A 23,368-nucleotide genomic window follows, 5' to 3' on the forward strand; every position below is an offset into this window, starting at 1 on the left:
CTGAGATTACTTCTTAATAGAAGTATTTTAAAGCAAAGAATACAGTTAACGGAACTGTAATAAATGACATTATGGTTGAAACAACAATCATACTAGCGATGCTATCAACAACTTTTTTTGAAGAATACAGTGACCCAACTAAATATGTCAAAACGGCACTTGGCATTGAGCATTGAATTAATAACACTCCTGCAGCAAATCCTGATAAATTAAAAGTCTTTATAATAAGAAAACCAATAATTGGACCAATAATAACCCTCGCTATAGATGAGATTAAAGCTGATTTAAATGAAAAAACTTTAAACCTTGTTAGTGCTATACCCAATGACATCAAAATTAAAAATATAGCAGCATAAGTAAGCATCATTGTTGTATTGATCAAAAAAACTGGCGTTTCTATATCGAAGTATAAAAATAAAACTGAAATAATAATTGCATAAAAAGGTGGACTTCTAAATAAGAGAGTTAAATCAAATTTTTTACTAGCAAGAAAAACTCCTAAGGTAAAATGAAATAATATAACTAGAGATGAGATTGTTGCTGCTATACCAAGGCCTTGACTACCATAAGCAAATAAACAAATTGGAAGACCCATGTTACCAGTATTTGGTAAAATAAAAGGTGGTAATTCAGATATGATATCTTTATTTAAAAATTTTAGAAAAATAACACCAGTAAGGGCAAACCCAGTTACTGCTAATAATGAATACCAAAAATATTCAATAAAAATATTAAAAGATATCCCTGTTGTTGTAACGGCATAAAAAACCATTGCTGGACTACCTATGTTTGCTGCAAAGTTTGCTATAAAAGAAGTATCTAATTTAGGATTTTTTTTACCTAAAAAGTAACCAATAGCAACAATAAAAAAGACCGGGAACAAAACTTCAAAAAGTTTAGCGTATATATCCATTAACCAAGTAATCTTATCAATATAGGTATTTTAAGAATATTTTTATTATTTTTAAATATAGCTAAACAATTAATAGAATTAAGTTCTGATGTTTTGTGTGTAATAATAACAATCGTTGCTTTGTTATTTTTTTTATCAGGTGTTTGGATAAGTCTTTTTACTGATATATCATATTTTGCTAAACGATTTGTAATTTGTGATAATACTCCAGGTTTATCTTTAACTTCAAATCTTAAGTACAATGAATTAGTATAATTATCTATATTATAAGGTTTTAAAGATTTCAGATTAGAAACACTCACACCAAAGGGATTGTTAATATTACCTTTTAAAATAAGTAATAAATCTGAAAGTAGTGCAGATGAGGTTGGACCAGGACCTGCCCCTTCTCCTTGTAGAATGCTTTCTCCAACTGGTTTTCCTTCAATAATAACCGCATTCATAACACCGCCAACATTACCAATATAAGATTTTTTACTAACAAGACATGGATGTACAGTTTCAAAAAGTTGATTATTTTTTAGTTCAGAAATACCTAAAAGTTTAATTCTTAAATCCAATTGATTTGCAATTTTAATATCCTTTAGTTCAATCTTTTCTATTCCCTCCATCAAACACTTGTGTTTTGATATTTTATTGTTGAACGCTAGAGCAGATAAAATTCTAACTTTAGCAAAGGCATCAAAACCATTTAAATCTAATTTAGGATTACCTGGTTCAGCATAACCAAGTTTTTGAGCTTTTTTTAAAACTTCAGGAAAACTTTGGTTAGAATTTTCCATCTCAGTAAGTATATAATTGGTAGTTCCATTTAAAATTCCATAAACTTTTAAAATCTTATTTGTTGCAAGGCCCTCTTTAATAGCTCTTAATATTGGAATTCCACCTGCAACCGAGGCTTCAAATTCTAAGTTAACATCATTGTCTTCAGCTAACTTTCCCAGATAATCACCATGTTTAGAAATAAGTGCTTTATTAGGAGTGATTACATGTATTTTATTTTTTAAAGCAGTTTCTACAACTTTTTTAGATATACCATCTGACATGCCTATAGCTTCAAATAAAATATTAACTTTAGTCTTATTAAAAATTTCTAATGGGTTTTTAAAAAATATTTTCTTATTAACTTTAAATCTTCTCTTTTTAGAAATACTTCTTGCTGAAACAGCTACTATATTAATTTTTTTACCTGTTTTAAGTTCAATATCTTTTTTTTTTGTATTAAGTTCATTTAACAAATAGATACCAACTTGTCCTAGACCAACAACAGCAATGTTAATAATATTTTTCATTTATTGGTTAATATCAGGGTATTCCGCGTTATTTGAATAATCTTTAAGAAAAAGGTTAAATTCATCAAAGGTCATAGATTTATAATCACCAGTTTTCTTTATTATCTTAGATAATTTTTTATCTTCAGTAGATTTTTTTATTGGATCATCATTCCAGTAAGCTGAGTCTTTACTTAATGAGCAAGAAGTTAAAAACAAAGTTAAAGATAAAAATAAGTATTTCAAATTAATCCTTTTGTTTCTTTAAAACCATATTTGATATTCATATTTTGTATAGCTTGACCTGCTCCACCTTTAATTAGATTATCAATAACGGATAAAATAATAACTCTATTTTTATACTTAGTTTTACAAATTACTATAGAGCAATTATTTGTGTTAATTACGTCGTTTGTACTTAACAATGAATTTGTTTTTAAAATTTTAACGAATCTTTTTTCTGAATATTCACTATTTAAAGTTTTTTCTAATTTTTTAATACTTACACCTTTGTTAAGATCTACATAAATAGTACTAAATATACCTCTATGCATTGGTGTTAGATGAGGAGTAAATGTAAAATAAAATTTCTTTTTACTATGGCTGTTAATTTCTTGTTGTATTTCGGAGTTATGTCTGTGAAAGCCCACACCATAAGCGCTTAAAAACTCGTAAAGGTTTTTATCCTTATATTTATTATGCACACCTCTACCAGCTCCAGAGTAACCAGATTTAGAATCTATAATAACATTATCTGTCTTTATTAAATTTTTCTTAACTAAAGGAATAAGCGGTAAAAGTATTGAAGTTGGGTAACATCCTGGACATCCAATAATATTAAATTTCTTTACTTTGTCACCATTAATTTCTGGTAATGAGTAAATCGATTTATTAATATTTTTTACTGATCTGTGTTTTTGCTTGTACCATTTTAGATAATCAGATGCTTTATTAAGTCTAAAGTCTGCAGCTAAATCAATTAATACATTATGTTTAAATAAATCATTTGAAATATCTTGCGCCTCACCATTAGGTAGAGCTGTAAAAACAAGATCTATGTTTTTTAAAAGTGCCTTGTTGTATCTAATAATTTTAGGTAACTTTTTTGAAGTAAATGATTTTTCATAATAAGAGATATTTTTTCCAACAGAGGAATTTCCACAAAGATATTTAATCTTAACATCGCTATGTTTAACTAATAGTTTAATTAATTGAACACCGATATAACCAGTTGATCCAGCAACTAAAACATTAAGCTTAGGCATTTTTTTATTATAGCAGTTTAGTGTTAAAAAAGAATTATCTTTTAGAGAATTGGAAGCTTCTTCTAGCTTTTCTACGACCAGGTTTTTTTCTCTCAACTGATCTAGAATCTCTGGTATTTAGCTTTTCGGTCTTAAGTATAGCTCTATTCTCTGAGTCAAATAAGATTAGTGCTTTAGCAATACCATGAACCATTGCCCCTGCTTGACCTGTATGACCACCACCTGCAACACTACATCTTACGTCATAATCAGTTGCTTGGTTTATAATTTCAAATGGTCTTGTAATTTGCATTTTATGACTTCCACTAGTGAAATATTCATCCATAATTCTGCCATTAACGTAAATCTTGCCAGTACCTTTTTTCACCCAAATTTTTGCAATAGATTTTTTTCTTCTACCAGTTGCGTATTTACTATCTTTAAAATCTAATTTAATTTTAGGTTTTTTTGTAGATACTTTAGTTGGTACAGCTGCTGTTTCCATATTAATTTCTTATTAAATTTTTACTGTTTAATTTACCTAGGTCTAAAAGTTTAGGGTTTTGTGCTGCATGAGGGTGTTCTTCACCTGCATAAATTTTTACTTTAGTTAACTGTTTTCTTCCAAGAACTCCGCCAGGTAACATTCTTTTAATAGCTAATTTTAATGTCTCACCAGGTTTGTTTTTTTCTAATAATTTTTCAGGAGTAATTTCTTTAATTCCACCAGGGTGACCAGTATGTCTATAATATTTTTTATCTTTGAATTTTTTTCCTGTGAACTTTGCTTGCTCAACATTTTTAACTACAACAAAGTCACCATCATCCATGTGAGGTGTAAAAGTAGTTTTGTTTTTTCCTCTAACAATCATAGCTATGATTGAAGCTAATCTACCAACTACAGCATTTTTAGCATCTATTTCAAACCAGTCGCTGTTTAATTCACTACTTTTTAGAAATTTTGTCATTATGCGAGGATTAATACTATTATTAGATATAATGTCAATTTTATATTTCCCTTGTAATATCATACTTAAATGATAGTTTGATTGAGCCGATTTGTTCCTATTGCAGGCTAGTTAATGCTAAAAAGGATTTTTACATACATTATCGGTAGGTGCATTTGAACTGTATTGTACGCCTTGCATTAAGCAAAAGTACTAAAAAAGGAGTATTAAGATGAGCACAAAAAGACAAAACCCTGAGACTATAGCCATACATGGTGGAGATTATAGAAGTGATCCAACAACTAAAGCTGTAGCTGTTCCAATTTATAGAACTACTTCTTATCAATTTGACAGTACTGAACACGCTGCAAATTTATTTGCTTTAAAAGAGTTTGGTAATATCTACACAAGAATAATGAATCCTACTAATGATGCCCTAGAAAAAAGGCTTGCTGCATTAGAGGGGGGCTTAGCTTGTTTAACGGTATCATCTGGTCAAACGGCATCAACTTTTTCAATTTTAAACGTCGCAAAAGCTGGAGACAATATTGTGAGTTCAACAGATCTATATGGAGGTACTATTTCGTTATTCACGCATACTTTAAGTAAACTTGGTATTGAAGTTAGGTATGCAGACCCTGCTGATCCTAAAAACTTTGAAAAAGCCATAGATGATAAAACAAGAGCATTTTATGGAGAAACTTTACCGAATCCATACTTAAGAGTTTTTCCTATTAAAGAAGTATCTGACATAGGTAGAAAATATAATATACCACTAATAATGGATAATACGGCCTCTCCCGTTCTATGTAAGCCCTTAGAGCACGGTGCTGCTATAGTTGTTTATTCACTTACTAAATACATAGGTGGACATGGTACAGTTGTAGGTGGAGCTTTAATCGATGGTGGTAATTTTGATTGGACAGCAGATCCTAAAAGACAGCCTCTATTTAATGAGCCTGATGCAAGTTATGGTGGTGCAGTATGGGGCAAAGTAGTACCCGAGTTAACTGGTGCGAATGTTTCTTTTGCAGTTAGAGCTAGAGTTGTTTTATTAAGAGATTTGGGTGCAGCATTATCTCCTGATAATGCATTTGGATTAATCCAAGGACTTGAAACTGTAGCTTTAAGAATGAAACAACATTGCTCAAATGCTGAAAAAGTTGTCGACTATTTAGTTAAACATACTGAAGTTTCCAGAGTTATTTATCCAAATCAATACAAAGGTGAAATTGGAAATAGAGCTAAAAAATACCTAAGTGGTGGAAATGGTGCTTTAGTTGGTATCGAGTTAAAGGGCGGTATTGAAGCAGGTAAAAAATTTATAGAAGCTTTAAAAATGTTTTATCATGTAGCAAATATTGGTGATGCTAGAAGTCTAGCAATACATCCCGCAACAACAACACACAGTCAATTAAATGAAGAAGAGCTTTTAGCTTCAGGTGTAACACCAGGATATGTAAGGCTGTGTATTGGTCTTGAGCATATTGACGACATTATTGAAGATTTAGAACAAGCTCTAAAAAGAACAGATAATGTTGAAGACATTAATAAAGCTAAAGCTGTTGGTTAGAGTTTTTATATATAATTGCAAGATAAGTAGTTAATACAAAAATTGAACCTAACTGGTGTAGTGATGCATATTTAATCTCTACACCAGATAGTAAAGTTATAATTCCCAAAAAAATCTGAACCAATATCGCAATATCAAACAGTATGATATTTTTAGTTCCATAATTATTTTTTATATAGAGATAATTTAAAATAATAATAAAAAATAAAAGTAAATAAGCTGTAACTCTATGTAGAAATTGAACAATTGATGGGTTGTTAAATAATTGAGTATTAATTACGTCGTTATAACCAACGTCATTTGGAAAAAAGCTACCATTCATATCAGGCCATGAATTATAGATTAGACCACCATCTAAGCCCGATAAAAAAGCACCCAATACAATCTGTAAAACTATCAACTTGAGTATGAATAATAAAAGTAAATTTGGAATTCTTTTATGAAATTTTTTAGTTTTATAAATGTCTAAAATATACCAGAAAATTAAACATAGGATGAATAAAGCTAAAGATAAATGAATGCTAAGTCTAAAGTGACTAACGTCATTATTTTCAATTAATCCACTAGAGACCATATACCAACCTATGAATCCTTGAAGGCACACAAGAAAAAATATCCAATAATATTTATTTGAATAATGTTGGGTATTTTTAAAATATAGACTAAAGAAAAGCAAAGGTACCAATGTAAACAGTCCAACAAATCTTGCTAATAATCTATGAGCATATTCCCAATAGAAAATTATTTTAAACTCATCTAAAGACATGCCGTAATTAATATTTTTATATTCAGGTATTTTTTTGTACTCTGAAAAATAAAAATTCCAGTCATTAACATTCAATGGAGGAAGTATTCCAGTAAAAAGCTCCCAAGTTGTGATTGATAGACCTGAGTCCGTTAATCTAGTAAGACCACCAACCGCTACCATGAGAACAATTAACGAAAATAAAGTTATTAACCACAATTTTAAATATTTTATATAGTTGTCGCTATTTACAAACATAAATTATACTTATAATAATTATCTTAATAACCAATTGAATAAATGTCGCCTACTAATAAAATAAAACTAAATCAGATAAGAATAAAGCTTGATAGACTTGATAATGATTTACTTAAATTAATCAAAAAAAGATCATCACTAGTTAATGAAGTATTAAAAATAAAAATACATAAGAAAGAAATAATTGATCAAAAAAGGATCAATTTTATCCTTAAAAAGATTAAAAAAAAATCAATACAAACTAACATAGACCCAAAAATTACAAATAGAATATGGAAAAATATGATTTGGTCTTTTATTGATTACGAAAAAAGAAATTTTAGAAAAAAGTAATACTATTTACTGTGTGGAGGTAATTTTTTTTCAACAAACATTTCATGTTTTCTTGTAGAAGGATTATATTTCTTAGCAGATAATTTAACTTTAGCTTTTTCACCACCTGCTGGTTTTTTAACATAATAAAAAAATGGACTATCTGGTTTAGCCTCTGGTACTAATCTAACTTTAACGTGTGTTTTTTTTGCCATATTATTTTAATCTTTTAATCTTTTTTATTAGTTCAGAAATCTTCTTAAGTTTATTTTTTATACTATAATCAGCATTTATAGAATTATTTGGTAATTCGTCAAGTTTTAATGATTTATCAGAATTAAGAACTTTTTTAACACCAATAATTGTCATTCCCTGATCTTTAAGGAGATATTTAACTTTTTTTAAAACTTCTATTGTATCATTGTTATAATACCTTCTATTCCCATTTAAAATTTTTGGCTTAATTTGCTTAAATTCCTTCTCCCAAAAACGAATGGTATGAGTATTTAGGGTTCCCTTTTTTTTATTTACAAGATCAAGAATTTTAGCAACCTCGCCTATTGATTTATAAGCATCATTATTTTTATGAATCATTCTTAGAATTTACCAAATCTTTAAATTCCTTAGAAGCTTTAAATAAAACAACATCTCTATTAGATATGGTTGTTTGCTCTTTTGTTTTGGGATTTCGTCCAATTCTACTTTTTTTGGCCCTTATAGAAAAAGTGCCAAATTTTGAGAGCTTTAATTTTTTTTCTTTTTTTAAATTTTCCACTATTGTGATTAGAAAATCATCAATCAAATTTTCAGATATATTTTTTGAAAAACCAATCTGCATATAAATTGAGTTTATAAGGTCTTTTTTTGTTAAGTTAGTTCTTTGCATTAACTGATGTTGTTTCTTATCTTTTCTATTAAATTACCACTAACAATTCTAGTACAAACACTTAAAGAGTTTGAAAAGCCTATATAATCTGTTCCACCATGGCTTTTAATAACAGGAGAATCTAAACCTATAAAAATTGCACCATTGTAAAGTCTTGGATCTAGTCTTGCTTTAAATTTTCTTAAATTTGAAATATTTAATAAAGATGAAATTTTACCAATAATATTACCTGTCATAGCTTTCTTTAATTCACTAGTAATAAAGTTTGCAGTTCCCTCAGCTGTTTTTAAAGCAACATTTCCAGTAAATCCATCTGCAACAATAACATTTACATCGCCATTCATTAACTGATTACCTTCGATATAACCTTTAAATTCAAAACCAGTATTATTTCTTTGATTAAGTTGCTGATAAGTTTCTTTTATTATTTCATTTCCTTTAAGTTCTTCTGATCCAATATTTAATAAGGCAACTTTTGCCGTGTCGTCTGGATATAGAGATTTAAATAATGAAGATCCCATAATAGAAAAGTCAATTAAGTTTTTTGGGCTGCATTCAATATTTGCCCCCAAATCTAATACAACACTCATGTTATTTTTATTTGGCCATAAAGCTGAGAGTGCTGGTTTATCAATATTTTCAATCATCTTAAGGTTAAGCTTTGAAATGACAAGTAACGCCCCAGTGTTACCAGCAGATATAACTATATCAGATTTTTTTTCTTTAACACTTTGTATGGCTAACCACATGCTAGTATTTTTTCCTCTTTTGGCTCCCTCTAAAGGACTATCGGTTCCTTTAACTATATCTGTGGTATGAATTATTTCAAATGAAGATGGGGGTAACTGGTCATTGATATGATTTTGGATTTTTTCCTTATCACCAAAAACTTTATAAAAAGTATTAGCATTACTCTTATAGTGATGATTAATTCCATCTATAACTTTTTTTGGTGAATTATCTCCACCCATTGCATCAACTGCAATTTTTATTATTTTACTCATTTAATTTTTTGGACTTTTATTCTTTAGGATCTAAAACTTGTCTACCTCTGTACATGCCAGTCTTTAGATCTAAGTGATGAGGTAATCTGTATTCTCCAGATTTTTTATCTTCAACAATATTGGTAGATTTGAACTTCATATTCTGAGCTCTTCTCATTCCAGTTCTTGACGGTGATTGTTTTCGTTTAGGTACAGCCATAATAAAATTAATGCTTAAGTACACCTTTTATATAAGAATTTAAAGTATTATTTTTTAAATTTAACCTATAATTTTCAAAATATTTAACCAAATACTCAATATTAGGTGAATTATCTAAAAAATTTACCAAAATAGAGTTTCTAGATTCTATATCTAATTCATCCCAACTATGAATTTTATCAATCATTCCATAGAATAAGTTTAGGTAGTCTTTCATTTTTTTATTAATTGATTGGTCACCATAACCAATTTCCCTGATACTTAATTCAACTTGCCTGAAAGTAAAATCATAAATTTCTTGAAGTAGTTTTTTATCATTATTTTCCTTATAGACTTTCAAAAAGAAAGCGAAATGCAGCAAAAAGAATATCAATCTATCAGAAAAAGTATCTTGATTTTTAAAATCTTTATACAAATCTTTATTTCTAGTTAATTTAACTAAATTGTTGTAAATATTTATGTAGTTTTTATCCATGAAAAAATTATTTATATTTTTTATAATATCATTATTTATTTCAGCTTGTACTTTAAAAAAAGTTGAAAAGCACCACGGTGTTCATTTTTTAAATAAAAAACAAGAAAAGCTTACCGTTAATCAGTCAAATAAAAATGATATTTTAAAATTATTAGGTTCACCATCAACAAAAAGTACTTTTGATAATGATTTATGGATTTATATTGAAAGAAAAACTGATAATTCATCTCTTACAAAATTTGGTAGTGAAAGAATTATAGTTAATAACGTACTATTACTGGAGGTCAATAGTATGGGTCTTCTAGAAACAAAAGAATTTCTAGATCTCAATAATATGCAGGAATTAAAGTTTTCTGAACAAACTACTGAAAATCAATACAAGAAAAATACATTTGTATACGACTTTCTATCTAGCATGAGACAGAAAATTAATGACCCTTTAGGTAAAAGAAAAAGATAAACTTATTCTTTTTATCCAGCAATTACAGCCAATAATAATAAAGCTACAATATTAGTGATCTTAATCATTGGGTTTACAGCAGGACCAGCAGTATCTTTGTACGGATCTCCAACAGTGTCTCCAGTTACTGCAGCTTTATGAGCTTCAGAACCTTTTCCACCATGATTTCCATCTTCAATATATTTCTTAGCATTATCCCAAGCTCCGCCACCTGCAGTCATTGAAACAGCAACAAACAGACCTGTTATGATCACACCAAGTAACATTGCACCAACAGCAGCTAACGCTTCTGCTTGACCACCGATAGGTAGAATTACAAAATATAAAACTATTGGGGATAGAACTGGTAGTAAAGATGGTATTACCATCTCTTTAATTGCAGCTTGAGTTAATAAATCAACAAGTTTGGCGTAATCTGGTTTTTGGGTACCCTTCATAATTCCTGGGAACTTTTTAAATTGCCTTCTAACCTCTACAACTACAGCTCCACCTGCTCTGCCAACGGCTTGCATTCCCATTGATCCAAATAAATATGGAAGCATTCCACCAATTAATAAACCAACAACAACATAAGGATTGGTTAAATCAAAGGTTACAACTATTCCCTCTAATTTAGATCCTGCCGTTCCAGAAAAATGTTTAATATCTTCAACGTAAGCTGCAAATAAAACTAATGCACCTAAACCAGCTGAACCAATTGCGTAACCTTTAGTAACAGCTTTAGTTGTGTTACCTACTGCATCCAATGCATCTGTGGTCTTTCTCACATTATTAGGTAATTTAGCCATTTCAGCAATACCACCAGCATTATCAGTTACAGGACCATAAGCGTCAAGAGCAACAACCATTCCAGCTAAAGCTAACATTGTAGTAACAGATATTGCAATACCATAAAGACCAGCAATTGAGTTTGTAGCTAAAATCCCAGCAACAATAATTAATGCAGGTATTGCTGTAGCTTCCATTGATACAGCTAAGCCTTGAATAACGTTTGTTCCATGTCCTGTTGTTGAGGATTTTGCAATACTTCTTACTGGTCTATATTCTGTTCCAGTGTAATATTCTGTGATCCAAATTAATAACCCAGTAATAACTAAACCAATTATTCCACAATAATATAAGCTCATACCAGTAAAGCTTTTACCATTAACAGTATACTCGCTTGCAAAACCAATTACATAATCAGTTACAGGGTATAAAATTACCAATGAAGAAACAGCAGAGACAACAAATCCTTTATATAAAGCATTCATAACATTCTTGCTTCTTCCAAGTTTAACAAAGAAAGTTCCTAAAATTGAAGTTAAAATACAGGCTCCACCAATTGTTAAAGGGTAGATCATCATATTCATATCACCTACAAAAAATATTGAAGATAAAACCATTGTTGCAACAATAGTTACAGCATAAGTTTCAAATAAATCTGCCGCCATTCCAGCGCAGTCACCAACATTGTCTCCAACGTTATCTGCTATAACCGCTGGGTTTCTAGGATCATCCTCAGGTATTCCAGCTTCAACTTTACCAACTAAGTCAGCACCAACATCGGCACCTTTAGTAAAAATTCCACCACCTAATCTAGCAAAAATTGAAATTAATGAAGCACCAAAACCTAATGCAACCAATGCATTAACTACCTCTCTATCGGCAACGCCCATTCTTAATAAAATATAATAATAAACTGCTATAGCTAATAAAGCTAAACCGGCAACAAGCATTCCTGTGACAGCACCCGATTTAAAAGCTACGGCAAGACCACTTGCTAAACCTTTTCTTGATGCTTCTGCAGTTCTAACATTAGCTTGAACCGAAACTAACATTCCAACATATCCAGCTATTCCAGATAGTGTTGCACCAATAAAATAACCAAGACCAACTAAAGGGCTAAACACTGCACAAATAATAACTAAAACAACAACTCCAACCACGGCTATCGTTTTATATTGTCTTGTTAGATAGGCTTTAGCTCCAATCTGAATTGCAGATGCAATTTCTTGCATTTTTGCATTTCCAGCACTTAGATTAAGAATATTTAAACCAGTAAAAAACCCATAAACAATTGCAAGTGATCCAGCTGCTATGGTGTAAAGTAATATTGTTTCTATAAGTGAGTTCATGATGCCTTTTTAGTTGTTTGGTTGTTAAATTTTATTATTTAAAGTCCGGACAATACAAAAAAAGCAATAAAAGGCAATATTTAACTTGCTAAAAATTATGAAAATAACCCTTGTTTTTAAGGGATATTTGAAGATTTTTGCCACCAATAATGGATGATTTTTCAACATAGCTTTGGATTGAGCCAATTTTTGTAAGCTTAACTCTACAATTAGAGGCCATTTTCTTTATGATTCCCATCTTGTTTTTTGAGGCCGTAAATAAAATCTGATAATCATCACCGTTAGAAATGTAGTTGATCTTAGATAGTTTCTTAAAATCAAGTACTTTTTTAAGATTATCTGAAATTGGAATATCTTTTAAAAAAAGTTTGTATGATAATTTTTGGCTATTAATCATTTTATCAAGATCCGCTAATAATCCATCAGAGATATCAATTGACGTGTTGGCAAATTTCTTAATTTTGTCTGTTAATTGTAATTGAATATTTGGCATAAAATACTGGTTAATAAAATATTTTTTTAATCGCTGATTAAGTTTAATTTTATTTTTTAAAACTAATAAACCCAAATAACTATCACCTAGATTGCCAGATACATAAATATCATCATTAATTTTAGCTTTATTTCTATAGATAATATTATTAGCAAAACCAATTGAGGTAATTGTAAAACTTAACTTATTTGAAAAAACTGTATCTCCACCACTTAAAAATATCTTATATTTATTTTGTTCTTGGTTAAGAGCTTTGCTGATTTTTGATAAATTTGATTTAGAAAAACTTTTTTTATTACCTGAACCTGAAATAAAATAATATTTTGGCTTAACACCTTTACAAATAAGATCTGATATTGACGATCTAATTATCTTTTTAATAACTAATTCTGGCTTTTTAAAATCTATAAAGTGATTACCTTCAGTATATGTGTCAACTGAAACAGCTAATCTATTTTTTTTATCAAAAAAAACATCATCATTTAAATTTAGGGCACTAGGAGATTTTGTGGAAAGTTTTTGAAAGTAATTTTTTATTAATTCAAATTCATGCATTAGTTGTTCTTATTTTTTTAGCTATTTTATCTAGTATAGCATTCAAGTATTTTGTTTGAGAGTCTTCTAAAAAAAAATTTGATGCATCAAGATATTCTTTAATAATTATTTTTGTAGATACTTTTGGCTTATATAAAAACTCGAATATAGCTGATTTAACAATTATTTGAAAAACTTTATCTAAATTAGTTAGTTGAATATCTTCACTTAAATATTTTTTAACTTCTTCTTTAATCACTTCGTCTCTTTCTATTGTGCCTAAAACCACATCCTTAATAAACTTTTTAAATCTATGTTTAGGAAAAGTTAAATCTGTGTCATCATTAAAAAAATTTCCATATAATTTTTGGATAATTATAACTCTTGGACTTTGATTGGGATTGTATGGAGTTCTCATATTTATTGAGACAAGACAGATATAACAGCTTGAGCTGCCTCTCTCCCCTTTTTTTTCTAGCTATAGCTTGACGCATATTTAGACAGGTAATAATTCCGTTACCAATAGGTTTTTTATTTTCTATAGATAGTTTCATTATTGCTTCAGTTGAAGCATGAGAAATGAAATCAAAGTGTGGTGTCTCACCCTTTATAACGCAGCCAAGCGCTAAAAAAGCATCATATTTCTTAATATTTTTTGAAATTGTGACTGGTATCTCAAAAGCACCTGGAACACTAATAACTTTTATTAAGCCAGATTTTGGTAATACTTCTTTAGCACTACCAAGTAACCCCTTAGCAATGTCCTTATAATAATCCGCAATAACTATTAAGATTTTTTTTTTCATTAAATGATTTCCTGTTTAGTAATCTTTATATCATAACCTTCTAACCCAATAACTTTTTTGAGAGATTTAGTAATTAATATCATATTTTTGATCTTTAAATCTTTGATTATCTGAGCACCAATGCCATAATTTCTTATAAGTTTATCATTTCCCTTTTTGTAGAAATCTTTATTCTTATAATCCTTGAGTGTCTGCGTAACCGATCTTAAGTTTGTGTCTTTAATAAATACTAAAACACAATTATTAAATCTTTTAAAATAATTTAAAGTTTTGTTAAATGAGTTTGGTAACTGCTGATTGATTAAATAATTTTGAACCACGTTAGATGAAATTACTCTAACTCTTGGTACTATCCCTTTTTTAATATTTCCTTTAATTAGAGCAAAATGCTCAGATCCATCTAAAAGATTTTCATAAATTCTAATTTTATATTTCTGATTTTTAACCTCAATATCAGATTGTTTTTTAAGTTTAATTAGTTTTTCTTTTTTTAAACGATAAGCAATAAGATCTTCAATTTTACCTATCTTTAAATTATGTTTTTTTGCAAAGTTAAATAAATCTTGACCCTTAGCCATTGTACCATCTTCATTCATTATTTCACAAATAACTGCTGAATTATTTTTTTTAGCTAGCTTTGAGATATCCACAGATGCTTCTGTGTGACCGGCTCTAACTAAAACACCTCCATCTTTGGCAATGATTGGAAAAACATGACCAGGCGAAACAATATCTTTTTTATTTACATTTTTCTTTGATGCAATTTTAATTGTCTTAGCTCTATCTTTTGCTGAAATCCCAGTTGTAATTCCTTTTTTTGCTTCGATAGAAATTGTAAAAGCAGTTTTATTCCTTGATTGATTTATTGGTGACATTAAGGATAAATTTAACCGTTTTGCCTGTACGCTATCTAGTGCTAGGCAAATTAATCCACGACCATATTTGGCCATAAAATTAATATTTTTAGCACTTGAGTCTGTTGTTGATATTATTAAGTCTCCTTCATTTTCTCTTTTTTCATCATCAACCAAAATAAACATGCCACCTCTCTTGGCAATGGCAATTATGTTTTCTATTGGAGTAAAACTATTTTTTTTCATTAAAATAATTTCTAACGTATTTAGATAAGATATCTATCTCTATATTAATGAGACTGTTTTTCTTTAGAGATGATAAATTGGTGAGATTATATGTGTGTGGTATTACCCATATTTGAAAACCCTTTTTAGTTACTTTAGAAATTGTTAAAGAAATTCCATTGATACAAATAGAAGCTTTTTCAATTAAGTTTGCTCTTTCTTTTTTAACAAGCTCAAAATCAAATAAATATGACTTATCAATCTTCTTAATGCTCTGAATTTTACCTACTGCATCAATGTGACCTTGGCAAATGTGACCTGATATTTTTTGACCAAATTTTAAAGGAAGCTCAAGGTTAATTTTATCATTAATTTTTAAGAATTTGAACTTTGATCTTTGTATAGTTTCATCTGAAAGATAAAATTCCATTATTTTATTTTTAATATCAATTAATGTTAAACAAACACCGTCACAGGCAACTGATACACCTAGATCTTTACGTGTTAATTTTAAATCAGCTTTTACAAAAATATTAATACCCTTTGATCTTTTTTCAAATTTAGTGATTAAGCCTTGATTGAAAATTATTCCATTAAACATAATATTATTTGTAAAGTGTAATTAAGTCTTTGCCTAATTTTTTATTAATTTTCAATTTATTTTTATAATTTTTCTTTAATTCATTAAGAAAATTAAACTCTTTATAGTTAACTAACTTTGATAATCTTTTTGCACACTTGTATAGATAAAACTCATTAAATAGTCTTTTTTTAACAATGTGTTTAGAAAGATCATTTCCTCCTTCAACTAATAAATTTCTGCAGCCAAGGACATAAAGTTTTTTTAAAATTGACTTAATATCAAAGCTATTTTTAATCAATTTACCTTTGATTAAAGTTATACCTTTTTTTTTAAACATTGCTTTTTCTTTAGTTTTAGCATTATGATAAAAAATTATAGTATTATTTTTATTTGCTGTTTTAAAAATATACGAATTTTTTTTTGTTTCTAAATTTCTGTCTAAAATTATTCTTTTAGGAGAAAATTTATTTAAACCTTCTAGTCTACAGTTAAGTTTTGAGTTGTCTTTTTTTAGAGTCTTGGATGAAATCATTAATGAGTCATTTTTATATCTAAGAAAATGTGTAAATTTATCGGTATGAATATCTGAAATTCTTTTTGTATCTTTGCTGTATATTAAATTATTTTTAGAAATTGCAATTTTACCAGTAACATAAGGAAGTTTATTTTTTCTATTAAAGAAATAAGGTATGTAAAATTTATTAATTTCATTTTTAAGTAAATTTTTTTTTACTAAAATATCTTTGGATTGAAGAATTTTTAAAGTTTTACCTTTAACTTTTTTATCAATATCTTCTACCGCATACACAACTTCTTTAATTTTATTTTTAATTATAATATTTGTGCATGGAGGAGTTTTTCCATAATGACTACAGGGTTCAAGAGTTACATACATTTTTGAATCTTCTAGGTTTTCATTTGAATTTTTAATTGCATTAAATTCAGCATGAGGTGTGCCATCAAAACCTGTTTGACCAATTGAAAGTATTTCATTATTTTTAACAATTACACATCCAACGGAAGGATTAACTCCAGTCAGTCCATGTCGTGCTTTAGCCAAATTTAAGGCAAGCTTCATAAAAGTTTTATCTTTTTTTGAAAATTTATCTTTTTTTGTAGACATCTAATTTGTCCACGAATTGCACAAAGTCTTTTTCTTCTCTAAAATTTCGATATACAGATGCAAATCTAACGTACGCAACTGGATCAAGATCTTTCAAACCTTCCATAACCATTGTGCCAATTGTATTCGATGAAATTTCACTTTGGCCAAGTTCCTCTAATGCTCTTGAAGTCCTGCTAATAAACTTTTCTGCTGTTTCAGTATCAATTGGTCTTTTCTTTAATGCTATGTAAATTGATTTTGAAAGCTTATCTCTATCAAAAGATGATTTTCTTCCATTCTTTTTAATAACCATTATTTCTCTAAATTGTACTCTTTCAAAAGTTGTGAATCTGGCTCCACATACACAAAGTCTTCTTCTTCTTATAGCGGTACCATCTTCTGTAGGTCTAGAGTCTACAACTGATGTTTCACCTTTTTTACAAATCGAACAAATCATTATTTTAAATTTTTATATATTGGGAAGTGAGAGGTAAGCTCTATAACTTCATTTCTAACTTCTTCTTCAATTTTACTATTGTCTTCGGGATTGTCAGATAAACCTTTTACAACTTTAGTTATTAATTCACCTACTTTTTCGAATTCTTTTAATCCAAAACCTCTAGTTGTAGCAGCTTGAGTTCCCAATCTTATACCAGAAGTAATCATCGGCTTTTCTGAATCGAAAGGTATACCATTTTTATTACAGGTAATATTAGCATTAGAAAGGCTTTCGGCTGCTAAATTACCCTTAACATTAAAAGGTCTTAGATCAACTAACATTAAGTGTGTATCCGTTCCGCCAGAATAAATCTTAAAGCCATTATTCTTAAGTGTCTCTGATAAAATTTTAGCATTAGCTAAAACTGATTTAATATAATCTTTAAAATCTGGTCTTAATGCTTCTAAAAAACCAGCTGCCTTTGCTGCAATGACATGCATCAATGGTCCACCTTGATAACCAGGAAATACTGCTGTGTTAAATTTTTTTGCTAAGTCTTCATGATTAGTTAAGATAATTCCACCTCTAGCACTTCTAAAAACTTTATGAGTTGTTGATGTTACTACGTGTGCATGTTCACATGGATTTGGATAACCTTTACCAGCAACTAAACCTGAAAAGTGTGCCATATCTACCATTAAATATGCACCTACTTTGTCAGCTATATCTCTAAATCTTTTAAAATCAATTACTCTAGAGTAAGCACTGCCCCCACAAATTATAAGTTTTGGTTTGTGTTCTAATGCAAGTTTTTCAACATTGTCATAATCGATAAGTTCTGATTCTTTATCAACATCATACCCTATTGGATTGAACCATTTACCTGACATTGAAATTTTTAATCCATGCGTAATATGACCACCAGAATTTAAGCTCATCCCCATAAAAGTATCACCAGGATTTAATAGTGCTAAAAATACAGCTCCATTCGCTTGAGCTCCAGAATGTGGTTGAGCGTTAGCAAATTTACAATCAAATAATTTTTTTAATCTTTCAATGGCTAAGTTTTCAGCAACATCAACATGTTCACATCCATTGTAGTATCTTTTCCCAGGATATCCTTCTGCATATTTATTTGTTAAAACAGAACCTTGCGCCTCTAGAACGGCTTGTGAAACAATATTCTCAGAAGCAATTAATTCTATATGCTGTTGTTGTCTTTTTAATTCATCACTTATTGCTTTATGTAATTCTGGATCAGTTACAGATAAGCTATCTTCAAAAAAGCTTTTATAGTTTTCGTTTAAATAGTTTTTTTCACTAGACATAATTAAATTTTCTTAATTCTTTTTGCGTGTCTTCCACCTTCAAACTTTGTATTTAAAAAAACACTAACACAATTTAAAGCATTTTTTTTAGTAAGCAGTCTAGATCCCAATGTAATGATATTTGCATCATTATGCAATCTTGATAATTTAGTAGATTTTAAATTAAAACATTGAGCTGCACGTATATTTTTATGTCTATTTGCAGCAATATTCATTCCCATCCCAGAGCCACAAACTAATATACCAGTATGATTGTTATTGGTTTTAACTTTTCTTGCAACTTTATGAGCATAATCAGGATAATCGACTCTATCACTATTGTATGGGCCCAAGTCTGTATAATTAATTTTTTTTTTATCTAAATGAAGTTTAATTAATTCCTTTAACTTATAACCAGCATGATCTGAGGATAAAAAAATTTTTTTCAATCTAGTTAAACTTATAATCTAAAACACATGCTACTAGATGAACTCTATTTTCTTCTCCACCATTAAAAGCATTATGATATTTTGTATTGTTAGTAACCCACACCGATCCATCTGCAGGCATATGTTTTGCAACATTGTCTATAACCATTAGGCAGCCTGGATTTGAAATTAGGGGTATATGCAACCTTGGTTCTGGATCTCTATGCCAACTCAATGTTGATCTTGGCTCCTTTAATAAAATCCTAACTCTACCTAATTTATATTTTGAAGAAAGCACATCATACACTTCTTTAAAGTAGGTGTTTTCATAGTCGGGTATAAATTCTGAATAAGCAGCTTCATCAATTGAAACATCTCTTGAAACTTCTTTTCCTGACTTATCTGGTTTTGTCCAATAAACACCTCTAGCTTTGCTTCCTTTAACAGAGTCTGGGTCACCAGGAATTTGTGTTAGAGAAATAGCTCCAAAGTGGGCAATTCCTCCACCATCATCAAATTTTTTAGTTTGAATAATTTGATTGTAGGCTTCTTGTAATTTATCAATATCAAACTTGATATTTTGTTTTTGAAAGTCACTAAAATCTAAAATCTTCTCTTTTTTTTTTAGGTCTAAGTTTACAATATTTTTATTTTCAATACTCATGCTGATTGTTTTTTACTTAATTTAATATATATTTGTATAATACATTTGTCGCATTTTAAAAATAGATTTAAACATGATTACAGGAAATTATCCAAATTTAAGGCTTAGGCGCAGTCGTAAAAACGATTGGTCTAGAAGGTTAATTCAAGAAAATAGCCTTTCGTCTAGTGATTTTATATTACCTATATTCTTAATTGATGGAAAAAATATAAAACAATCCATTAAAACAATGCCTGATGTTTATAGGTACACAATAGATAAACTTGGAATTATTATTGATAAAGCAATCAAGAATAAAATACCTATGGTCGCATTGTTCCCCTATACAAATAAAACCAAAAAAAATGAGATTGGAACTGAAGCATTAAATGAGGACAATCTTGTTTGCAAAGCCATTCAATATATTAAAAAAAGATATAAAAACGAAATTGGTATTATGTGTGATGTAGCTTTAGATCCTTATACTTCTCATGGTCATGATGGTTTAATAAAATCAGGTTACGTATTAAATGACGAAACTATTGAAGTCTTGATAAACCAATCATTGCTACAAGCAGAAATTGGTTGTGATGTTTTGGCTCCATCAGACATGATGGATGGAAGAATCGGTAAAATAAGAAAAGCTTTAGATAAAGAAGGTCACGAAATGGTTCAGATACTTTCTTATGCAGTAAAATATGCATCAAGTTTTTATGGTCCGTTCAGAGATGCAGTTGGTTCAAAAGGATTGCTAAAAGGTGATAAGAAAAATTACCAAATGGACTTTAGAAACAGTGATGAAGCGATAAGAGAGGTAGCTCTAGATATTAAAGAAGGAGCTGATATGGTTATGGTTAAACCTGGCATGCCTTATCTAGACATAATTAAAGTAGTTAAAGATAATTTTAAAATTCCTGTTCTAGCCTATCAAGTCTCAGGTGAATACAGTCTATTAAGTAATAGTATAAAAAAAGGGCTGATAGATAAAAACTCAGTATTAGAAAGTTTGATTTCATTTAAAAGAGCTGGGGCAAACGCTATAGTAAGCTATTACGCTGATAGAATTAACAATTTAATCAAATAATTATTTTAAAAGATTAATAAAATGAGTCCTGGAAGTTGGAAGGTTTAGATTGTTTGGTTTTAGAATACTTTTTTCAAGGTAATCACTAACAAGTTTTAAACCTTTGAGTAAATTTTTTAAATTAACATCTGGATTGCTTTCATCTATTAGAAAATTTGGAATACTTTTTTTCTCAGTTGAGGATTTAACAAAATAATTGATTTCACTATCAACAATCTCTTTTTCAACCATATTTTTTAATTCTAAATCATATCCTAATAATTTTAAAAGTTCTAACTCCCAGAAAATATATTTTTGTATCCAATTATCATAAGTTAATATTTCAAAAAAATTATCAATTAATTTAAAAATTTCTTTATTAGACTGAGCTTCAGCAGTGAGAAGCTTTATAAGATGCATAGCCGAGGTAATACATGATAGTTTTTGATTTTCATCAAAATAGAGTGGAGTTAAAGCTTTCAGAATTTCTATTTTAAAATAACCAATTCTAGTAACACTTTTAGAATTATAGTTTACATAAATTTTATTACCGATTTGTAAATAGTTTTTGATTTTCTTTGATGTACCACCAAAAATTATCCCCGAAATTTTTCCATGATTTTCAGTAAAAACTTCAGCAATTATTGAATTTTCACTGTATCTATTTTTGGAAACTAAATAAGCACTATCATCCCAATTCATTTTTTAAAAACATCCTCAATGCATAAAGAGGCAGCATTCTGTTCTGCGTCTTTTTTAGAAGATCCCTCTGCTGTAAAAAATTTAGTATTTTTTAATTTAACAGCAACTTTAAAGAGTGGTTTATGGCGAGGCCCAGTATTGGATATTAGCTTATAAATAGGCAAGACTTTAAAAATCTTAAGCGAGTATTCTTGAAGTTTTGTCTTTGCGTCAATTTGGGTTACAACACTCGCTGTAATATGCTCACTCCATAAATTGAGAATAAATTTTTCAGTCAAATTTAAACCTTTGTCAAGATAGATCGCTCCAATTAAAGCCTCTAAACAGTCCGCTACTATTTTATCTTCAATTTCAATTTTTTTATTTTTAGGATTTAAAACTAAAATATATTTCTCTAATTCAATTTTTTTAGCAATTTCTAGACATTTTTTTTTATTTACTAATGAAGCAAATTTTTTATCCAATACCCCTTCTCTTTCTTCAGGATAAAGTTCTAATAATTTTTTTGCAATAATAAGACCTAAAACTCTATCTCCTAAAAATTCAATTTTTTCATTATTGTTTATTGAATCAAAGCTTTTGTGCGTTAAGCTTTTAATGAAAATTTTTTGATCTGAAAACTTTAATTTTAATTTCTTTTCTAATGCTGTCGGATTAATTTTCATTAAATAATTTTCTTAAAAAACCTGTCAAATCTAATTGTTTTATGCCATTTCCAAAAAGAAAAAATACTTCCAATTCTAAAATCAGATGAAAAAAAAATAAATTGAGCTTTGCCGACTAAATTATCTTCATGAACATAACCGACACTAGTCAGGTATCTACTATCTTTAGAGCAGTCTCTGTTGTCACCTAAAAAAAAGTAGTGTTTAGAAGGAACTATAAAATTATCAGAATTTTGAAAACTATAACTTTTTAAATATACACTGGTATATGTTTTGCCGTTTGGAAGTTTTTCCTCAAATGTATTAACGTCTATAGTTTGTTTTCCACAATAAATTTTATCATTTTGGGAAATTCTAGATTTGAATATTTGATTATTGTTTACAAATAGATCACCGTTAATGAATTGAATATTATCACCTGGTAGACCAATTAATCTTTTAATATAATCTGTCCTATTATCAGCTGGTGTTTTAAAAACAATAACATCACCAACCTTAGGTTTCTTTGAAAATAGTCTTCCATTTATTATTGGTGGGCTAAAAGGGAAAGAATGCTTGCTGTAACCATAAGAATACTTCGTAACAAACAGTCTATCACCAATTAAAAGTGTTGGTTCCATTGATGACGAAGGAATGTAGAAAGGTTGAATAAAAAGAGATCTGATAACAATAGCTATTACTAAAGCATAAAAAATTGTTTTAACATTATCAATTATAATATTTTTGGTTATCATTTTTTTTGTAAAATTACGTAGGCTATAGAATATTTTTTTTCATCTGAAATTGACAGAAAGAAATCAAAGGATGATATCTTAAATTGCTTTTTAATAATTTTTTTAATTTTATCGGTGACTACAAAAGAGGGTTTTCCTAATTTATCGTTAGTTATAGTTATATCTTTAAAATTCAAATTACCCCTAAAACCTGTTCCAATTGCTTTAGAAAATGCTTCTTTAGCAGCAAATCTTTTTGAATAATAAGATTTTTTATTTGTTATGTTTTTGGATAACAATATTTCTGAGCTTGAAAAAACTCTTTTAATAAAACTAACATTTTTTAAAGATTTATGTATTCTAATATTTTCTACTATATCGACACCGATACCAAGAATTTTCAT

At 28.9% G+C, this 23,368-nt stretch carries 32 protein-coding genes and 1 riboswitch; of the genes, 4 read left to right on the forward strand and 28 right to left on the reverse strand.

Annotation, left to right across the window (positions count from 1 at the left end):
• Positions 1 to 13 precede the first annotated feature (13 nt).
• From ABXT48_RS03590 to rplM, 6 genes are read right to left on the reverse strand one after another with little or no spacing between them, the layout of a single operon-like run.
• A complete protein-coding gene (locus tag ABXT48_RS03590) occupies positions 14 to 913 on the reverse strand; it encodes an AEC family transporter (RefSeq protein WP_415303354.1) in 900 nt (299 codons plus the stop codon).
• Positions 913 to 2,205 carry a homoserine dehydrogenase gene (locus tag ABXT48_RS03595; RefSeq protein WP_415287096.1) on the reverse strand — a complete coding sequence of 431 codons (1,293 nt, stop codon included), beginning with the start codon at positions 2,203 to 2,205 and terminating at the stop codon, positions 913 to 915. The genes ABXT48_RS03590 and ABXT48_RS03595 overlap by 1 nt, the downstream gene beginning before the upstream one ends.
• Positions 2,206 to 2,430, reverse strand: coding sequence for a hypothetical protein (locus tag ABXT48_RS03600; protein WP_415287097.1), 225 nt, complete (start codon positions 2,428 to 2,430; stop codon positions 2,206 to 2,208).
• The gene (gene argC / locus ABXT48_RS03605; RefSeq protein WP_415303355.1) at positions 2,427 to 3,449 is read right to left on the reverse strand and encodes an N-acetyl-gamma-glutamyl-phosphate reductase; all 1,023 of its coding nucleotides are present in this window, start codon (positions 3,447 to 3,449) and stop codon (positions 2,427 to 2,429) included. The genes ABXT48_RS03600 and argC overlap by 4 nt, the downstream gene beginning before the upstream one ends.
• A gap of 34 nt (positions 3,450 to 3,483) precedes the next feature.
• Entirely contained in the window at positions 3,484 to 3,933 is a 450-nt protein-coding gene (gene rpsI / locus ABXT48_RS03610; RefSeq protein WP_415303356.1) for a 30S ribosomal protein S9, read from the reverse strand.
• A gap of 1 nt (position 3,934) precedes the next feature.
• Entirely contained in the window at positions 3,935 to 4,396 is a 462-nt protein-coding gene (rplM, locus tag ABXT48_RS03615; protein ID WP_415303357.1) for a 50S ribosomal protein L13, read from the reverse strand.
• A gap of 138 nt (positions 4,397 to 4,534) precedes the next feature.
• Positions 4,535 to 4,603, forward strand: a riboswitch (SAM riboswitch).
• 4 nt (positions 4,604 to 4,607) lie between these two features.
• Here rplM and ABXT48_RS03620 point away from each other — a divergent pair.
• Positions 4,608 to 5,948, forward strand: coding sequence for an O-acetylhomoserine aminocarboxypropyltransferase/cysteine synthase family protein (locus ABXT48_RS03620; protein WP_415287100.1), 1,341 nt, complete (start codon positions 4,608 to 4,610; stop codon positions 5,946 to 5,948).
• On the opposite strand, the gene ABXT48_RS03625 is transcribed toward ABXT48_RS03620, so the two are convergent.
• Positions 5,932 to 6,951 carry a COX15/CtaA family protein gene (locus tag ABXT48_RS03625; protein WP_415287101.1) on the reverse strand — a complete coding sequence of 340 codons (1,020 nt, stop codon included), beginning with the start codon at positions 6,949 to 6,951 and terminating at the stop codon, positions 5,932 to 5,934. The genes ABXT48_RS03620 and ABXT48_RS03625 overlap by 17 nt on opposite strands.
• 42 nt (positions 6,952 to 6,993) lie before the next feature.
• On the opposite strand from ABXT48_RS03625, the gene ABXT48_RS03630 reads away from it, so the two are divergent.
• Positions 6,994 to 7,284: a chorismate mutase gene (locus ABXT48_RS03630; RefSeq protein WP_415287102.1), complete on the forward strand. Its 291-nt coding sequence runs from the start codon at positions 6,994 to 6,996 to the stop codon at positions 7,282 to 7,284.
• A 2-nt stretch (positions 7,285 to 7,286) separates the two neighbouring features.
• Here the strand turns inward: ABXT48_RS03630 and ABXT48_RS03635 are convergent, their stop codons facing one another.
• From ABXT48_RS03635 to ABXT48_RS03660, 6 genes are read right to left on the reverse strand one after another with little or no spacing between them, the layout of a single operon-like run.
• A complete protein-coding gene (locus tag ABXT48_RS03635) occupies positions 7,287 to 7,478 on the reverse strand; it encodes a 50S ribosomal protein L33 (protein ID WP_006996892.1) in 192 nt (63 codons plus the stop codon).
• A gap of 1 nt (position 7,479) precedes the next feature.
• Positions 7,480 to 7,857: a MerR family transcriptional regulator gene (locus tag ABXT48_RS03640; RefSeq protein WP_415287103.1), complete on the reverse strand. Its 378-nt coding sequence runs from the start codon at positions 7,855 to 7,857 to the stop codon at positions 7,480 to 7,482.
• Positions 7,847 to 8,149, reverse strand: coding sequence for an HU family DNA-binding protein (locus ABXT48_RS03645; RefSeq protein ID WP_271493085.1), 303 nt, complete (start codon positions 8,147 to 8,149; stop codon positions 7,847 to 7,849). The genes ABXT48_RS03640 and ABXT48_RS03645 overlap by 11 nt, the downstream gene beginning before the upstream one ends.
• The gene (gene plsX, locus ABXT48_RS03650) at positions 8,149 to 9,153 is read right to left on the reverse strand and encodes a phosphate acyltransferase PlsX (RefSeq protein ID WP_415287104.1); all 1,005 of its coding nucleotides are present in this window, start codon (positions 9,151 to 9,153) and stop codon (positions 8,149 to 8,151) included. Before plsX ends, ABXT48_RS03645 begins: the two co-directional genes overlap by 1 nt.
• Before the next feature lie 16 nt (positions 9,154 to 9,169).
• Entirely contained in the window at positions 9,170 to 9,352 is a 183-nt protein-coding gene (gene rpmF / locus ABXT48_RS03655) for a 50S ribosomal protein L32 (RefSeq protein WP_011282128.1), read from the reverse strand.
• 7 nt (positions 9,353 to 9,359) lie between these two features.
• Positions 9,360 to 9,827 carry a ubiquinol-cytochrome C chaperone family protein gene (locus tag ABXT48_RS03660; protein ID WP_415287105.1) on the reverse strand — a complete coding sequence of 156 codons (468 nt, stop codon included), beginning with the start codon at positions 9,825 to 9,827 and terminating at the stop codon, positions 9,360 to 9,362.
• On the opposite strand from ABXT48_RS03660, the gene bamE reads away from it, so the two are divergent.
• Positions 9,826 to 10,287 (forward strand): outer membrane protein assembly factor BamE, encoded by a 462-nt coding sequence (gene bamE / locus ABXT48_RS03665; RefSeq protein ID WP_415303358.1) that lies wholly within the window; start codon positions 9,826 to 9,828, stop codon positions 10,285 to 10,287. The two genes, ABXT48_RS03660 and bamE, sit on opposite strands and share 2 nt — an antisense overlap.
• An 11-nt stretch (positions 10,288 to 10,298) precedes the next feature.
• Here the strand turns inward: bamE and ABXT48_RS03670 are convergent, their stop codons facing one another.
• From ABXT48_RS03670 to ABXT48_RS03720, 11 genes are all read right to left on the reverse strand, one after another.
• On the reverse strand, positions 10,299 to 12,404 hold the full coding sequence (locus tag ABXT48_RS03670) for a sodium-translocating pyrophosphatase (protein WP_415287107.1): 2,106 nt from the start codon (positions 12,402 to 12,404) through the stop codon (positions 10,299 to 10,301).
• 88 nt (positions 12,405 to 12,492) lie between these two features.
• On the reverse strand, positions 12,493 to 13,452 hold the full coding sequence (gene thiL / locus ABXT48_RS03675) for a thiamine-phosphate kinase (RefSeq protein WP_415287108.1): 960 nt from the start codon (positions 13,450 to 13,452) through the stop codon (positions 12,493 to 12,495).
• The gene (locus tag ABXT48_RS03680) at positions 13,445 to 13,849 is read right to left on the reverse strand and encodes a transcription antitermination factor NusB (RefSeq protein ID WP_415287109.1); all 405 of its coding nucleotides are present in this window, start codon (positions 13,847 to 13,849) and stop codon (positions 13,445 to 13,447) included. Before ABXT48_RS03680 ends, thiL begins: the two co-directional genes overlap by 8 nt.
• Positions 13,776 to 14,237: a 6,7-dimethyl-8-ribityllumazine synthase gene (gene ribH / locus ABXT48_RS03685; RefSeq protein WP_415303359.1), complete on the reverse strand. Its 462-nt coding sequence runs from the start codon at positions 14,235 to 14,237 to the stop codon at positions 13,776 to 13,778. The genes ABXT48_RS03680 and ribH overlap by 74 nt, the downstream gene beginning before the upstream one ends.
• Positions 14,237 to 15,337, reverse strand: a complete 1,101-nt coding sequence (ribB, locus tag ABXT48_RS03690) for a 3,4-dihydroxy-2-butanone-4-phosphate synthase (protein ID WP_415303360.1) — start codon at positions 15,335 to 15,337, stop codon at positions 14,237 to 14,239. Before ribB ends, ribH begins: the two co-directional genes overlap by 1 nt.
• Positions 15,324 to 15,917 (reverse strand): riboflavin synthase, encoded by a 594-nt coding sequence (locus tag ABXT48_RS03695; RefSeq protein WP_415287112.1) that lies wholly within the window; start codon positions 15,915 to 15,917, stop codon positions 15,324 to 15,326. The genes ribB and ABXT48_RS03695 overlap by 14 nt, the downstream gene beginning before the upstream one ends.
• A 4-nt stretch (positions 15,918 to 15,921) precedes the next feature.
• A complete protein-coding gene (gene ribD, locus ABXT48_RS03700) occupies positions 15,922 to 17,022 on the reverse strand; it encodes a bifunctional diaminohydroxyphosphoribosylaminopyrimidine deaminase/5-amino-6-(5-phosphoribosylamino)uracil reductase RibD (RefSeq protein WP_415303361.1) in 1,101 nt (366 codons plus the stop codon).
• Positions 17,003 to 17,461 carry a transcriptional regulator NrdR gene (gene nrdR, locus ABXT48_RS03705; protein WP_415277649.1) on the reverse strand — a complete coding sequence of 153 codons (459 nt, stop codon included), beginning with the start codon at positions 17,459 to 17,461 and terminating at the stop codon, positions 17,003 to 17,005. Before nrdR ends, ribD begins: the two co-directional genes overlap by 20 nt.
• On the reverse strand, positions 17,461 to 18,771 hold the full coding sequence (gene glyA, locus ABXT48_RS03710; protein WP_415287115.1) for a serine hydroxymethyltransferase: 1,311 nt from the start codon (positions 18,769 to 18,771) through the stop codon (positions 17,461 to 17,463). Before glyA ends, nrdR begins: the two co-directional genes overlap by 1 nt.
• Positions 18,772 to 18,773: 2 nt before the next feature.
• Complete coding sequence (gene rpiB, locus ABXT48_RS03715) at positions 18,774 to 19,199, reverse strand: ribose 5-phosphate isomerase B (protein WP_415277651.1); 426 nt, start codon at positions 19,197 to 19,199, stop codon at positions 18,774 to 18,776.
• 1 nt (position 19,200) lies between these two features.
• On the reverse strand, positions 19,201 to 19,842 hold the full coding sequence (locus ABXT48_RS03720; RefSeq protein ID WP_415287116.1) for an aspartyl/asparaginyl beta-hydroxylase domain-containing protein: 642 nt from the start codon (positions 19,840 to 19,842) through the stop codon (positions 19,201 to 19,203).
• Positions 19,843 to 19,915: 73 nt separating this feature from the next.
• Here ABXT48_RS03720 and hemB point away from each other — a divergent pair, with 73 nt between their 5' ends.
• Complete coding sequence (gene hemB / locus ABXT48_RS03725; protein ID WP_415303362.1) at positions 19,916 to 20,905, forward strand: porphobilinogen synthase; 990 nt, start codon at positions 19,916 to 19,918, stop codon at positions 20,903 to 20,905.
• Here hemB and recO read toward each other — a convergent pair whose 3' ends face one another.
• From recO to acpS, 4 genes are read right to left on the reverse strand one after another with little or no spacing between them, the layout of a single operon-like run.
• Positions 20,906 to 21,586, reverse strand: a complete 681-nt coding sequence (gene recO / locus ABXT48_RS03730) for a DNA repair protein RecO (protein ID WP_415287118.1) — start codon at positions 21,584 to 21,586, stop codon at positions 20,906 to 20,908.
• Positions 21,583 to 22,251: a ribonuclease III gene (gene rnc / locus ABXT48_RS03735; RefSeq protein WP_415285689.1), complete on the reverse strand. Its 669-nt coding sequence runs from the start codon at positions 22,249 to 22,251 to the stop codon at positions 21,583 to 21,585. The genes recO and rnc overlap by 4 nt, the downstream gene beginning before the upstream one ends.
• Entirely contained in the window at positions 22,251 to 22,985 is a 735-nt protein-coding gene (gene lepB, locus ABXT48_RS03740; RefSeq protein WP_415285690.1) for a signal peptidase I, read from the reverse strand. Before lepB ends, rnc begins: the two co-directional genes overlap by 1 nt.
• Entirely contained in the window at positions 22,982 to 23,368 is a 387-nt protein-coding gene (gene acpS, locus ABXT48_RS03745; RefSeq protein WP_415285691.1) for a holo-ACP synthase, read from the reverse strand. Before acpS ends, lepB begins: the two co-directional genes overlap by 4 nt.

This window comes from Candidatus Pelagibacter sp. Uisw_101, from assembly GCF_047727615.1.
Taxonomy (GTDB): domain Bacteria; phylum Pseudomonadota; class Alphaproteobacteria; order Pelagibacterales; family Pelagibacteraceae; genus Pelagibacter.